This window comes from Pseudobutyrivibrio xylanivorans DSM 14809 (assembly GCF_900141825.1).
Taxonomy (GTDB): Bacteria; Bacillota; Clostridia; order Lachnospirales; family Lachnospiraceae; genus Pseudobutyrivibrio; species Pseudobutyrivibrio xylanivorans.
Genome location: NZ_FQYQ01000002.1, coordinates 115,934 through 132,125, shown reverse-complemented (window position 1 = coordinate 132,125; position 16,192 = coordinate 115,934). Strand labels below are relative to the sequence as shown.

At 34.9% G+C, this 16,192-nt stretch carries 7 protein-coding genes; all 7 read right to left on the bottom strand.

Annotated features, from left to right (window positions below; genetic code table 11):
• Nucleotides 1–2: 2 nt before the first annotated feature.
• Nucleotides 3–4,013, bottom strand: a complete 4,011-nt coding sequence (locus BUA88_RS02290; RefSeq protein ID WP_159430871.1) for an ATP-binding protein — start codon at nucleotides 4,011–4,013, stop codon at nucleotides 3–5.
• Between the two features lie 17 nt (nucleotides 4,014–4,030).
• On the bottom strand, nucleotides 4,031–6,160 hold the full coding sequence (locus BUA88_RS02285) for an HD domain-containing phosphohydrolase (protein WP_072912134.1): 2,130 nt from the start codon (nucleotides 6,158–6,160) through the stop codon (nucleotides 4,031–4,033).
• 183 nt (nucleotides 6,161–6,343) lie between these two features.
• The gene (locus BUA88_RS02280) at nucleotides 6,344–7,012 is read right to left on the bottom strand and encodes an acyltransferase (RefSeq protein ID WP_072912131.1); all 669 of its coding nucleotides are present in this window, start codon (nucleotides 7,010–7,012) and stop codon (nucleotides 6,344–6,346) included.
• Nucleotides 7,013–7,030: 18 nt separating this feature from the next.
• The gene (locus tag BUA88_RS02275) at nucleotides 7,031–10,840 is read right to left on the bottom strand and encodes a DNA topoisomerase III (protein WP_072912128.1); all 3,810 of its coding nucleotides are present in this window, start codon (nucleotides 10,838–10,840) and stop codon (nucleotides 7,031–7,033) included.
• Nucleotides 10,841–10,944: 104 nt separating this feature from the next.
• Nucleotides 10,945–12,306: an ATP-binding protein gene (locus tag BUA88_RS02270; protein WP_072912125.1), complete on the bottom strand. Its 1,362-nt coding sequence runs from the start codon at nucleotides 12,304–12,306 to the stop codon at nucleotides 10,945–10,947.
• A gap of 118 nt (nucleotides 12,307–12,424) precedes the next feature.
• Entirely contained in the window at nucleotides 12,425–13,189 is a 765-nt protein-coding gene (locus BUA88_RS02265; RefSeq protein WP_072912123.1) for a response regulator, read from the bottom strand.
• Nucleotides 13,190–13,216: 27 nt separating this feature from the next.
• Entirely contained in the window at nucleotides 13,217–15,790 is a 2,574-nt protein-coding gene (locus BUA88_RS02260) for an ATP-binding protein (RefSeq protein WP_072912607.1), read from the bottom strand.
• Nucleotides 15,791–16,192: the final 402 nt, after the last annotated feature.

Here is a 16,192-nt window from a genome sequence, read left to right as displayed (position 1 = left end):
CTCTACAATGAGTGTAATTTTGTAAGCTTGGTATATAGACTTCTACATTCAGATAGGAAACTGTCTGTATTATCTGCTATATAATCTAAATCATTACGATTTCCTGCAGCCTCCAAAGACTCTGCAACTGCCACCAAATCATTAGCGCCTACAATTGAACAGGAGGTTCTTAAACTATGCATTTTAATAGTGTATAACTTGATATCTAAATTCTTATATGCATCATCAATACCGTTAACATATTTATTTATGGCATCCATAAATGCAAGCAATGATGCCAGATATTGACCAGCCCCACCATTATCTCTAATTCCATCTCGTACATTAAGTTCCTTAATGTTATAAAGCCATTCTTTATCTTTTGGAAGTTCAGAATCCTCTTCATAACCTTCCGTATCAGATAGCTTCATGTAAATTTTTGTAGGAATGTGCTTTAAAATTGTTTTTTCCAACAATTTGCTATCAACAGGTTTTAACAATACACCATTAAAACCTTTAGACTGATAGAATTCTTCATCCTCCATTGGTATGGAAGAAATAGCATAAACAGGAATATCGGGAACAATATCACGTACACGAATTAAAAGTTCTGAAGCAGTTATGTCAGGCATATGATAATCCATCAATACAAGGTTATAGCTTCCAAATTTTATTTTCTCAAGGCATTCTTCACCTGTTATGGCTGTTCCTACAAACATCTTTGTTTCTTTCAGAATGTTCTTGACAATATTCAAGCTTTTCATATTGTTATCTACAACAAGAACTTCCGCCTCTGGAGCAACAAAACTAGGAATATAAAGTCCCTGGGTTACCCTGTCCTCTTTTTCCTTAAATACACTAACTGGTGTTGAATTAACTATTTTTTGTCTAACCTTAAAAGTGAAGGTTGCCCCCTGCCCCTCTTCACTGGAAACCTCGATTGTTCCATTCATTAGATTAGCGAACATTCTAGATAAAGTAAGTCCCAATCCAAATTCATAAGGAAGACCTACCGTCATATATCCAATAGTTTCAAAGGAGTTAAATATAACATCCTTGAATTCATCACTAATTCCTGGTCCTGTATCCTTTACAGAAATGTTCAAATCACAATAATTATTCTCTATTGAATCAACTGTTGCCCGTATAGTCACACCGCCATCAGAAGTATACTTAACCCCATTATTAATCAATGTCCAAATAATCTGGCTTAATTTATCAACATCTCCAAAAAGGCGGACTGGCATCTTTTCATCCACTTCGAACTCAAAAGATAGGCCTTTTTCATTGCAAAGATGTCTCGTTATTGATATTGCGCTTTGCATAGCCTCCACAGTATCGTATTCCTTTTCACTAACTGTAGCCTTTCCTGATTCTATATTGGATATATATATTAACGAATCAATTAACTCCAATAGATTTTCAGATTCATTTTTTATTTCCATAGCATCATTAATAACTGAGAAGAAATATTCATTAGAAGAAACTGTAGGATCTCTTCTAAGAATCATTTCATCGGCACCCATAATCGTAATCAATGGGGTCCTAAGGAAATTTGAAATATTAGCAAGGAATCGTTCTTTTACGCTATTTGCTCTTGCCAGTTCATCAGTGGTTTCCTGTAATTTTTCATACTGTTTACTTATAGTTGTTTTATACAATATTCTCCATGCCAAAACACCACCTATAATTAGGAACAATAATAAAATAACAGCCTGAACAAAAGCCATTTCATAAAGTAATGGTTTCTTTTCAATGAGAAACTTTTTTTCCCGAAGAATTTCGTTTCCACTTTGATTCAGCATTTGAAGATGTAGATTGTATGTTCCATATCTAAGACCGGTAAATTCCAACGGTCTAAGTTTATTAAGAAGCTCAGTTGCCCCCTGATCCTTCACTCCCTCTAGACATATATGTATCTTAGGATTAGTTTCAGAATAATCCAAAATAGCTGGAACAAAAGTAATTCGATTAGCCCCTGCTGGAATGATATATTTTCCATTTTTATCGGGATAAATGAATTTGCCGTCACATATAACCGAACGTAATTCAAAATTTAAATCAACATATTCTTCCACAAACTTTTCTATGTTAAATTTACAAACACCCTTACGACTTGATACATATAAATTTGAATTCTCATCTAAAGAACTGTAACTATTTCCCGTAGGAATACTTGGCAAGCCATTCAAAAGATTATAATGTTTATATTCATTAACATTATCATCAATCATGCTCTGAGCATTTACGCAATAAATACCATCAGAAGCAAGAACCCATAAATCCTTACCATTTTCTTTAAAATATACATCATAACAATTGTTGTAAGGGAAAGATGTTACATTAACAATAATGTCATTTTTAATATATTGTATGGAGTTTGAAGTAATTACCCAAAATACTTCCCTTGTTTTGTCCCAGATAATTCGCATAACAATATCAGAGGTCAAACCATTGTTGATACTATAATGTCTTAGACCTCTTTCGTTCAAAATATATATTCCGTTTCCATTTGTGCCTATATATAAATCTTTATCTTTTTCATAAAGAGACAAAATACTGTCATCTATTCTTAAGCTTTCAATATTCTTCTTCGATTGGACTTTAAAATCCTTAATATAACTTATTCCTTTATTACCACCAACTACTATTGTGCCATCGGATAACTCTAATGAGCAGCGAGCCTGCACACTAGGTAATCCCTCTTTCGTAGTAAAGTTTATAATTTCACCACTTTTTTTCTGACATACAAGGCCTAATCCATTGTTGTATACGCATAACCATAAATTATCCTGTGAATCACTCATTATATGCCGAACACAAGATTTTCCTATATACTCTGTTAGTTTATTTGTAACTTGATTTCCATAAATATCTAATATATAAAGGCCTTCCTCTGTTCCCATATAAAGGTAACCTTTATTTATATAATTTGCGTAAACCACAAGATTATTAAAATCATAACGACTGGTAACGCTGGTAAAATTGCAGGTAACTATTTTCATAACACCTGCTGTAGATGAAGCAATCCAAAGATTCCCCTGGTAATCAGACGTGAGCATTTCTATATCCGTATTCAGCGGAAGATCTTTTATTTCCTTGAAATTTTTATGTTCATCTATATAACCAATAGAAGTGTGTGATGCTGCCCATACCCTGTCGCAATCAATACTAACCCAATAAATGTAATCTAGTGGCTTGGCATTAATTTTTCGTAAATCCGAATAGGAATCACCAAAATTTCCGTAGTAGATTAATCCCGATTCTGTACCTATATATACCTTTCCAACATCATTAGGATCAGCAATAATTGTGGTAATAAAATCCAAATCTAAATCTGAAGCTCTAAGAATTCGTTCTACTTTTCCATCTATAAGTTTGAATATATTACCATTATCGCAATATCCATATATATCGCCATAATAATCTCGTGTAAGTCTGACTATCCTTCCAGAATCTAATCTACTGTCATCAATATATTTAATATTGTCATCTTTATCGATAACAGCAATACCTTTTGAGGTTCCAATAATAAAGTTTTCTCTACCATCCTCAATTATGGACATAATGCATCGGGAAGGCAGGCCGTCTTCATCTGTAATATGTCTTCTATTCCTCTGTTCATCAAGAATAACCAAGCCATTATCATTTGTACCCACCCACATACGGCCATTTCTGTCCTGATACAGGGTTCTACTATTAGTAAGTCCATCGTATGAATCGAGCCTTTCAAAATCAGCTCCGTCATATCTTATTATTCCACTATATCCTCCTATCCAAATATAACCAGAATCAGAACACAAAATATAATTAGCATCTGAAGTAGGTAGACCATTTGTAGAATCATATACTTTTGCCGTATATCCAAAACCGTTGAGCTGATTAGAGGCAGCATATCCACCGCCGCCTTTTTTCTCCGTTTTCTCCTGCTTTATCTCAGTATCTTTTCCATAGACATAAGGTTTATTTTCGAAAGAAACCATCAAAGCAAAAATCAATATTAATAATGGCAATACTTTTATTCTTCGACTCATACTATAAATTGCCCCCATCAATATCTTCTAAAATTACTGTTGTTTATAACTGTTTTAACATCACTGATACATTCCAATAATGCATCAACACATTTAGGATCAAACTTTTTTCCCGACTCAGATTTAATAATCTCTATAGCTTCATCCAATGTGCAGGAGATTTTAAAGCCTCTAGGTGAGATTAATTCATCAAGCTCATTAGCCAGTCCCATAACTCTTGCTGACAGTGGTATAACTTCTCCGTGAAGTCCCTCAGGAAAGCCCTTTCCATCCCATCTTTCATGGTGATAAGCTGCCATATTTCTGGCTTCTTTCAGATACGTATCATCATTTACTATTGTTATAGCCTTTTCCATAATACGTCTTCCGTAAACCGTATGTAATTTGTATATCTCCTCTTCCTCATTAGTAAGTTCATCTCGCTTATTTATAATAGAATCTGAAATCTGAATCTTTCCTATATCATGAAGAGGCGCAGACATTTCAACCTCCTCCATATACTCATCAGAAAGCTTTTCAGAATAATAGCCCTTTTTCTTTAAACCATTTAATATAATTCGAACATATGCTGCTGTATTATGAACATGAGAAGTAGAATTGATGTCTCTACTCTCAACAATACCTGCCAAAGTAATAATAAGCCCCGTCTGAGTTTTTCTTGTTGTATTCGCAAAATGCCGTAAATCTCTAACATATTCAGCCATTTCTGATTCCATTTGACATATAGTTCTATAAAGCTGTTCTACCTCATCCCCTGTGCAAATGCCTATTGAACGTGTCTTTCGAACATTTTCATCTAATGCATTTTGATCACCATGGCTATCCAGGAACTCACATGCAGCATTTGTAATACAATTAATAGGAATAACAAGCTCATATCCTGCCAGAGTAAAAGCAAAAATCATAATCATAACAACAAATCCGGAAAAACATAGGAAAATTTTCATCAAATAATCCCTGGCATATTCGGAAAGAAATGACATATACACGTCAGAAATAGCATAACAAACTATTTCCCCATTGGAATTTCTTACAGGGTAAGAAGCAAACATAACGGATTTATCACTATTAAACATAATCTCATGGATTACTTCTTTATTTTTAAAATAATCATTGTACTTAGAAAACTCATCATAATAAGGAATGATTATTCCATTATCTGAAAGAGTAACCCCTTCTTTTCCTACCTGAAATAGGTATAAAAAACCATTCTGTTCAGGAATAAAAAATGAAAGTTTTACAACACCCTGTGTGTTGTTTAACAGCATTTTCATTTGATTTTCTACATCATGATACCCTTTGGCTTTGTCACCCCACTTTACATATTCATATATTTCATCACCATCTAAGATTGATGCAGCGTTTTCTACTATTGCAAAAGCCTCATCTGAATACTCTTCTTTACAATCTTCATAATAGAAAGTAATACTAATCCAAATCATAATAACGCTTAGTAAACAAATTGTTGTAGAAAGCATAACACTTATTTTTTTATGAATAGCTTTATTGGTACTTATATTTCTGGCTTCTCTGATTTCCTGTAATGTTAATGGTTTTTGTTTCCATCCATAATTTGCAATATAGTCTCTCGTTCTTTCTGGAATAAGATGGAAAAATAAGGTAGCCAATCCAATAGCAATACCTTTATCAACGATATTTAGTAAAAAAACAGCAAAAATAACAACAAGCATATAGCTAAATTCATTTTTCACATTTACATACTGGAATATTTCTTCAACATATTCTTCAAAAGGAAGGCCAGAAATGTAGTTCTGAATAAAAACTCCGAAAACAGAACATACCAGTGCTGCCGTTAGAACAGAATATAGAAATTTTAGAATTTTTGAAGACTTTGAGTAACGGAAAAACCAGCCTGCTAAAATAGCGATAATGACTGTAATTAAAGAATAATATAGATATCCAGGAGAAAAAATATTTAAAAGCATGCTTGTTATTAAACTAACAATAATGCCAGGCAAAACGCCTCCAAGAAATGTGACAAAAATGGTTCCTACAATATCTAAGTACATAGGAAGATCCATTTTTAAAGCAAGATAATTTAAGCAGACATTCAATAATATACCTGCAACACTAAAGATAATAAGATAATATTTGCTATAGTTTCTTTTAGTATAGTGAAAGCTCAAAACCACACCCCCGCAAAAACCTAGAGTACACAGTACATAAATATCTTATAACAATAATATGTTTATTTTGTTTATTAAATATTAAAAAAGCCTGTCCAAGAGATTGGTATCCTTCTCCTAATTTATTAGTGGAAGGATTCAATCACCTGAGCAGGCGTATTAATATATTAATATTGATTTAGTTTAATTCTTTTTTACAATATTATCCTGTGACTTAAAAATACTGTCAGATTCGATGACTCCACGAACTGGTGAAAGAGGATAAATATTAGAACGAGGACAAACAACTGTGCCAGGGTTAAGTACAGAATTGCAACCAACCTCTACATTGTCTCCAAGCATAGCTCCAAATTTCTTAAGACCAGTCTCAATCTGCTCTCCATCACGAGCCTTTACTACAACTAATGTCTTATCAGACTTAACATTTGAAGTAATAGAGCCAGCTCCCATGTGAGATTTGTAGCCTAATATTGAATCACCTACGTAATTGTAGTGAGGAACCTGAACATTATTGAAAAGAACAACATTCTTAAGCTCTGTAGAATTTCCTACTACGCAGTTCTTACCAACAATTGCTGAACCTCTAACAAAAGCACACTGACGAACCTCAGCATCCTCATCAATAATAAGTGGTCCATTAAGATATGCTGAATCAAAAACCTTTGCAGACTTTGCAACCCAGATATCCTCTCCACGCTGTTCAAACTTCTCTGGATCAAGAGTAGGTCCTAACTTCTTAATGAAATCAGAAATCTCTGGAAGAACCTCCCAAGGATAATCCTTGTCCTCGAATAAGTCTGCAGCAATAGTTTCATTTAAATTATACATAGATTTAATTTTAGCTTGTTCCATTGTAAACTCCTATCTTAATTAGTTTTGACCATTAAAGTTCTCAAAATCAAACTCTGTTCTAAACTCATCATTAAGTTTTAATCTCGCATCAAAGAATAAACCTTTTTTGCTCAAAAATCCAGTAATAACATCAGTACGTTTTTCCTTGATTAATTTTGTAAACTGATCTTCTGGAATATCTACACCTGCTACCTTACCTACAAAGAAGCTGCAGCTGTCCACGTTTCCCTGAATATTATTCTTACATTTATATCCAAAATGATTTTTTATAATTGGACCACCGCATTTAGGACATGCTAATCCTGGCATCTCCTTTGTTTCATCTTCAAACACAAATCCTATTCCAGTTACCTTGCCGTTTTCATCTTTTGAAAGGGTAAGCTTCGCATCAAATTTAGTGCCCTTTTTGGATTTAAAGCCTGATATGGTATCTGTTATACCATTAGAAAGAAGTTCTTTAACCTGAGCTTCCTTAAGCTTCACTCCAGCCACCTGGCCAATATTAAATTTGCAGGAATTATCTGGGTCGTCTTTATTGTAATTGCTGCATCCATATCCAAATGGAGTAACCACAATCTTACCACCACAGATTGGGCAGGCAACATCCTTTATTTCTTTTGCCTCCACGTTGTCAAAGTCAAAGGTGATTTCGTGCTTTCCTGATTCTTCATTCTTCTTTAAAACAAGGCAGGCATCAAACTTTTTACCAGACTTTCCCTTAAATCCTCTGACTGTCTTTGTACTTCCTGTTGAAAGCAACTCCTTAACATCAGCATCTGTAAGCTTTTTAGATGCAATTTCACCAATTACAAAATCACATTTGTTCTCTTTATCAAAATACTTTTCACATGCAAATCCAAAATTAGTCTTTACTATTTTGCTTCCACAATCAGGACAAACAATATCAGGAACAAAATTAGGCTCAGCATTATCAAAGTCAAACACAACCTCAGTCCTACCAGACTCTTCATTCTTTTTAAGAATTAGTACCGCATCAAATTTCTTTCCAGATTTTCCTTTAAAGCCTCGTAAAGTATCTGTTTTGCCTTCTGTCAAAAGCTGTGTAGCAACCTGTGGGCTAATATTCTTTCCTGCAATAGTCTTTCCAATGTAGAATTTGCAGGAATTTTCATCTGAAGAGCTGTAGTTTACACAGCCATAGCCTGACATTTTTACAGCAATATCTCCGCCACAGTCTGGACACTTGCAGCCTTCTAGCTTGGTAGCTTCAATTCCATCAAAATCGAAGGAAATTACCTTTTTCCCTTCTTCGTTAGTTTTAATTCTAAGCTTTGCATCAAATTTTTGATTAGTCTTTGATTTAAAACCACTAAGTACAGGAGTAACCCCTTCTTTAATAAGAGCACTGAACTCATCTACAGTAAGCTTTCTTCCTGCAACCTCTCCGATTGAGAAATAACATTGATTTTCCTCCTGGAATCTATGCTCACAGGCAAAACCATAAGCCGTCTGGAAAATTCTTCCACCGCAGGCAGGGCATTTTAAGCCTTCTATGAATTCTGTAGGTGTCTCAGAAAAATCAAATGAAGTAACAAATTCTCCATCTTCGTTCTTTTCCATTTTAAGGACTGATTTAAAAGGCTTACCTGATTTACTCTTAAAGCCTTCTATTAAATCTGTCTTACCTTCAGTGACTAATTTCTTAAATTGTTCTTCTGGAACATCAACTCCAGCAACCTGTCCTAAATTAAATTTACATTTTATATTATCATTAAAGTAGTTTGTACAGCCATATCCGAAGGATGTAGTTGTAAGTTCTCCTCCACATTTAGGACACTTGATTCCAAGAGGCTTTCTAGTAGCCACTCCCTTAGAATCCTTGCCAGTAAACTGATTAATGTTCATGGCAATGTTCTGTGTCAAATCCTGATCAATCATATTCTTTGTTTCATTTCGAATATAATCTTCCAGCTGACTGCGATAATCTGTAAATTCAACAGAACCATTTATAATTCCTTCCAATCCCTTTTCCCAGTTTGCTGTCTGCTCTGGCTTTAAAAGTGATGGTGTTGTAAGAAGAACAACCTCGTAAATCATTTCACCAAGCTTTTCTGGTGTAATGACCTGGGTCTTATTATTTTGATTAAGGTATCCAATACGTACTAATTTTTCGAGGATTTCACCTCTTGTAGCTGAAGTACCAATACCTGTAGTCTTTATCTGCTCTCTAAGTTCTTCATCCTCTATAAGCTTTCCTGCATTTTCCATTGCAAGAATAAGTGAACCCGAAGTATATCTCTTAGGTGGTGAAGTTTTGCCTTCTTTTAGATCAAAACCATTGACAGAAACTTCATCTCCGATATTTGCAGATTCTACAAATTTAACGAAATCTTCCTTAGAAAAGCTGTCTTCACTTTCCTCAGAATCCTCTCCATCATTATCTGCGGAATCCTTCGCCTTTGGAATACCTGTAATTTCTAAATAGCCAGGTTTAACAAGTACCTTTGCTCCGGCAAAGAACTTTTCATCTCCCACCTGAACAGTAACCTTTACGTTCTTGTACTCTGCAGGAGGATAAAAGATAGATAAGAAACGACGTACTATCAAATCATATACTCTCTGGCTAAGTGGAGATAGTTTATCAATGCCATTACACTGACCAGTAGGTATAATAGCGTAGTGATCAGTAACCTTGCTGTCATCAGTATATGAAGTCTTTTCTATACCAACAAACTTTTGATTACCTATAATGTCTTTAACAAAATTTGCTGTAGGGCCATAATTCTGAAGGCCATATAGATTCTTTCTGATTTCCTTTGCTACAGCTGTAGTAAGTACTCTGGCATCAGTTCTAGGATATGTAGTATATTTCTTTTCGTATAATTCCTGAATAATATCAAGAGTCTGTGCAGGAGAAATCTTGAATCTCTTGGAACACTCAGACTGAAGCTCCGCAAGGTTAAATAAAAGAGGAGCTTTTTTCTTTGAAATACCAGTATCTTTATCTACTAATTTAGCAGGAAGATTTGTTAATTCTGCAATTAATTTCTCTGCACTTTCCTTTTCTTTAAAGCCATTTCCTTTGTCTCCGTATAACAATGGTGACTCGAAATATTTAGATCCATCTACTGCCTTCCACTCCGCTGGGAAAGCACCTTCTGAAAACTTTCCAATAACCTTAAAGAATGAATCTTCATTGAAATTACGGATTTCTCGCTCACGTTCTACTACCATGCCAAGAACACATGTCATAACGCGGCCAATAGCAATAGCTGAATAACCTGAAGTAGCAGCTGCATCATTTATTAATCTTCCATATTTAACTGAAAGAGCTCTGGAAAAGTTAATACCAAGACTATAATCCTCTATAGTACGCATAATTCCAGAAGCTCCAAGCCTTGCATAATCGCTCATAGGCTTTGCTTCGCGAATTCCTCTAAGGATTTCGTCATCAGTCTGAGAATCAATCCATACACGAAGCTCTGTCATTCCTTCACGAACGCCACCATAATTACGGATATTTTCCTCAATAGTCTGTCCTTCTTTTCCCGAGTCACCTGCCCAATAAACAGTATCTATATCTTCTCTATGTAAAAGGGAATTAACTACCTTGTACTGCTCTTTTGCAGATTCAACAACGCCATATTTATAATCCTGAGGAAGAAAAGGCAAATCCTCAAGATTCCATTTTTTATATTTAATGTCGTATTCCTCTGGATAAACCATCTGGACTAAATGTCCATAGCACCAGCTAACGACATACTCACCATTTTCAATATAACCATTATTATTACCGCTGACCTTAAGCACTCTGGCAAAATCTCTGGCAACTGATGGTTTCTCTGTGATGATAAGCTTTTTTCCCAAAACATAACTCCCTAAAAATTATTTCTAGATTCAACAAAATCGAAGCCTCTGCAAATCAGATTTGCAAAGGCTTCTACCTGTAAAATTCCTATTAATTATATCAATTATAGCTCTGTCATGTCTACCAGAACTACAGATTTATTTTCCTTAGAAAGTTCTATGAGCTTATCATCAAACTTTGTAGCTGAGAAGAGATAAATGGTGTTTGCTGTGATGCGGGCCTTCTTCATAGACTCAAGCAATTCCTCGTATCTCTTATAGCTCATCTGCTTTTCAGCCCAGTTACAAATACCAACAACATTCTCGCGATTTGAGCTCTGACCGATAACATCGATATTGCCCTCTTTACCTACCCATGTACCAATCTTTACAAGCTTAATTGGAAGCTGGTCTACAACATTGAGCAGATGTAAGTACTCACGACATACATCGATGAAGTATGTCTGTAAATATCTATCAAGATAAGGATAGATGAACTCGTTGTAGAAAGACTCTGGTGTGCGGGAAATCAGCTCTGACAAATGTGGATAAACAAATGTAAACCAGAAATTAATGTATGGATCTACTATTCTGTAAACACCCTTTTTAGTGTTGTCCCAGCCACCTGTCTCAAATGAAACAACCTTATCTACCACATCAAAAGCAGCAAGATTCTTCATGTAAACAGAAATCTTTGCACGGGAATATCCTGTATCTTCGAATAAATCATTAAGTTTTTCATTTCCACTGGCTATGGAACCAAGGATTGTGTTATAGCATGAAAGTTCGCGAAGCTCCGACGAAATATATCCTTCTGCCTCCTTATACAGGAAACCTGTAGGGCTAAGGATATGCTCGCAGACATTTGCCTTGATATTCTTGCGGCCATCCCATCTTTCCACATAGTCAGCCACACCACCAATAATACCGTAGGTGCTGACACACTGTGCTACTGAATAGCTTGGAAATGCTCTAACCACATCAAGGAATGAAAGATTTTCAAGCTTAATAGTCTCATCCACTGATGACTTGAGAGAACCTACTACCTCTGGGAAAGTGTTCTCTGCCCATACGATAGATGAACTGACAACAATTATCATAACCTTACCAGGGTAAAGCTTACGGTTCTTAAGAGAACAAAGTGAATAGAACAATTCTGTATTTTTCCTAATGGCAAACTGAGCCTCATCAATAATGACAACGAGCTTTGAACCATCCTTTGAGCGGAAGTTCTTAAAACTCTCCTCGAAGCTTTGGCTTGCCTTGAGAAAATTATATGTTTCGCGCATCTGCTTATCTAAATAGAAAAGCTGTTTAGCGTCTGAACACTGTCTGCTTCTGTAATAGAAATAAGACTTGCCTGTTGTAAAGGAATCCAAAAGGGCTTCCTTCGCGCTACCGGTTCTACCATACATAAGAACCAGATTATTAGTATTACTTTGGTAAATAGCATCTAACTTCTTGAGTTCGTTTGTTCTAGTAACCATAACAATTCTCCCTAGCAATTTTCTTCAATATATTAGTACGGCTACTATAATAACACATTTCACTTTAGCAGACTACACCAAAAAAGAATTTTATTCAAATTTAATAATTTGTAGATTTTTAATAACTCTTTGCCTTCTCCTTCTCAAAGAATTCATTAATGGACTTAAGGACTTCCATAGGTTTCATTGTCTTTAATAAGTACTTTTCTGGCTTTAAATCAACTGCTGCTATAACAGATTCCCTGTCACTTTTATTAGTAAGGAACATAACTGGAATATGTGATGTAGCAGGATCTGACCTAAGCATCTCTAGAACCTGTGGTCCTGGTGTTACTGGCATTTCATAATCCAGCAAAATCAAATCGACTTTATTCTTTGCCAAAAATGTAATGGCTGCCATTCCAGAATTAACCATAAACACCTGATAGTATCCTTCCAACCAGCTCTTAATGGTTCTAAGCATGGTTCCGTCATCATCAACAACAAGAATTTTCTTATTTTGAAGACGCTCATCCTCAGCCTGTAATACTTTTTCCATGGCCACCGCCATATCTTTTACGTTAATTGGACGTAAGAAAGATGCAGCAAGAGGAGTATTTGGCATAAGATTCTTAACACTGTCTATATCATTTTGGGAACCAATAACAGACAGTGATATGTCTCCTTCTAGGGTGCTGTCCTTCAAATAAACAAACAAATCCTTTATTTCTCCAAAGTCATCGATATAAACAAGAAATACCGAAGGACGATTGGCTATCTGACTCAAAGCATCCACGTTATAGGATGCCTTAATGACATCAAAGCCATTGTCTGTCAGCTCCTTTGCAATTGATGAAACCATAAAGCTTTTTGAATCACCAACCAGAACAAGTCTCTTTTCCATAGTCAAATCCTCTTAAGAAAACAATAGTTACAACAACTCTAAAATTCTATCTCTATCTACCGCAACTGTTAATTGTTTGATTTTATTATAGGTATCCTTATAATCCTCAGGAATACTGTATTCTCCAAGCATTGAAAGAATATAATCTATAGCGTCATAATTATATGCTTCAGCCAATTCTTTAATATCCTTAAATGCTCGCTTCAAATCATCCTCTGGAATCAGTGGTTTGTCTGTATTATTCTCATCTTCCATAGCAGCCTTTAAATGTTCTTTATAGCTTCTGTATTTTTCAAGTAAAGCAGGTGTCCTTTCATGAAGAGCGATAAAATTACCTTCATTTCCTTCTGCCTCTAAATCTGCAGCCATCTTTGAAAGCTCCATAGCTCCGATTAATCTTGCCGAGCTCTTTAGGGCATGGACATAAACTGTATAATTTCTTAAATCACCATCATTCAAATATTTTCCAATAGCATCCGCTTTATTATCCAGAGAAACAAGGAAGTCTTTAACAACATTTTCAAGCACCTCTGCCCCACCGCAATTATTGATAGCTTCCTTCAAATCAATTTCTTTAAGGTTAGCAAGGAAGCTTCCTTCCGGAATATCTAATTTTCCATCAGAATACTTTTCAAAACCATTGTCGATAGCTACGGATTCTATCTTTTCTGGAGGTAAATAGAACTCCATCATCTTTTCCAGCTCTACGGAGTTAACAGGTTTTGCCAGATAGTCATTAAAGCCTATATTCTGATACTCCTGCTTTGCACCTGATACAGCATTTGCGGTAAGGGCAATTACAGGTGTTGCCTTATTAATATTTCCATTTAAAACCTTCATCTTTTCAAAGGTTTCGATACCATCCATTTCCGGCATTCGATGATCCAGGAAGATGATATCGTATTTCTTTTCTTTAACCTTATCTAAGGTTTCAAATCCACTAATAGCTGTATCTACATTTACAAGGGTCTTCTTTAAAAGACTCTTTATAACAGTAAGGTTCATTTCAGTATCATCTACCACAAGAATATTGGCAGTAGGTGCCTGGAATCTCTGATGATATTTTTCTGCTGAATTAATAAATTCCTTGTATTTGTCTTTGAAATCACCGATTTCATTCCAGGAAACAACCTCCTGTTTAACGAAAAATCTAAAGGATGAACCTTTACCGTACTCACTTTCAACAATAAGCTTTGTATCCATCAAAGCTAAAAGCTTACGAACAATACTCATACCAAGGCCAGTGCCTTCGATTGTTCTATTTCTAATCTCTTCAATTCGCTCGAATGGGGAATAAAGCTTTGCTATATCACTTTCTTTAATACCTATACCTGTATCACTTACCTCGAAATGAAGAATTATATTGTTCTCATCACTCTTTTCATAAGAAACGCTTAAAGCTACAATTCCTTTTTCTGTATATTTGACAGCATTAGTAAGCAGATTTGTAACAACCTGCTTTAGTCTAATTTCATCTCCAATGAGAAGTGAAGGTATAGAACTATCTACATTTATTTCTAAATCAAGGCCCTTTTCTTCCGCTCTTGCCGCAATAAGATTTACCAAATCATTTACCATGGAAGCAAGATCGTACTGAACTGGTAAAATCTCCATTTTGCCAGCCTCAATTTTTGAAAAGTCCAAAATATCATTTACAAGAGAAAGAAGCGAGTTTCCAGCTGATTTGGCATTATTGGCATACTCCAGTATCTGTTCATCAGTACATTCCCTGATAATCATCTCATTCATACCGATGATAGCATTAATAGGAGTACGTATTTCATGGGACATATTTGATAGGAAGCTTGATTTAGCTTCACTAGCCTGTTTTGTAATTTCAAGCTCTGTCTCCAGCTTTTGCTGTTTCTCATATCTTTCAATATAATCGGCCATTTCCAGAAGTGTAGACTTTGCATAATCCGACAACACCTCTATCTCATCGCCTGTTTTTATTTCCATATTGCTAATCTGTCTTATGACCTTCAGCTTGTCCTCATCCTTGGTAAGAACAAAAGAATGCATAAAGTCAGACATAAGCCCCAATGGTCCACCTATAGATGTCTTTGTATAGTAATTTGCAATGGCTGCCAGAGGAACACCAACACACATCATCAAAAGGCTCATCTTTATATCAAATATGATAGCCATATCATTCATTTTGTAATTGGCATCTGATATATATGAGTAAACATCACCATTTATATTATCTATAGTTTCACTTTTGTTTTGGACATCAATGGTATCAATCATCATTGCCTTCAAATCCGGAAATAAAATCGGTATAAAGAAGGCTACTGATATGCTCAATACTAACTCAACTGCAATAATAATTGTTGTTATTTTAATACTTACTTTTGTTTTTCTGTTGTATCTATGATAAAACTCATTTCTTTGATACTCCTTTGTATATCCATAAGCTAATGGAAAAAGAGTTTTAGAAGTATCTGATCCAAAATTTAAATAAATAGCTAATATAAGAGTTGCAGTAGATACTAATATAAAGGTTCCACAAAAATAGCCTAAAATAACCATCCAAAATGGATCTGATAAATCATCTCTAATTACAACCGGAAAACAGAGTATTGCTATAATTGTTGTCATAGTGGATGTTATCAGTACCGCTAAAACAGATTTGACAGCACTTTTAAACCAAAAATATTGAGAAAAAAGAGAATAACCAAACATAGCTATTAGGAAAACGGCCATAGAATATGCTTGTTCACTATTAAAAATCAAGGAAACAAGAAAACATACTATAAAAGAAAACATGCTTATAAGATATCCATATAAGCCTGCAATAAGCAAAAAAGGAAAAAGAAAAATTATTATATATATATACCCCAATTTGTACACAGGATGGGAATGAAAAACAATAGAAAGCACACAAATAAGAGTAAAAAAAGCCCATATAGTCGAACTAATTATTGTTAAATTTTTGTTAGCTACATATTTGCTTTTAATTGTCCCCATAAAAACCTCTTAAACCGCAGTCAAAAATACCCC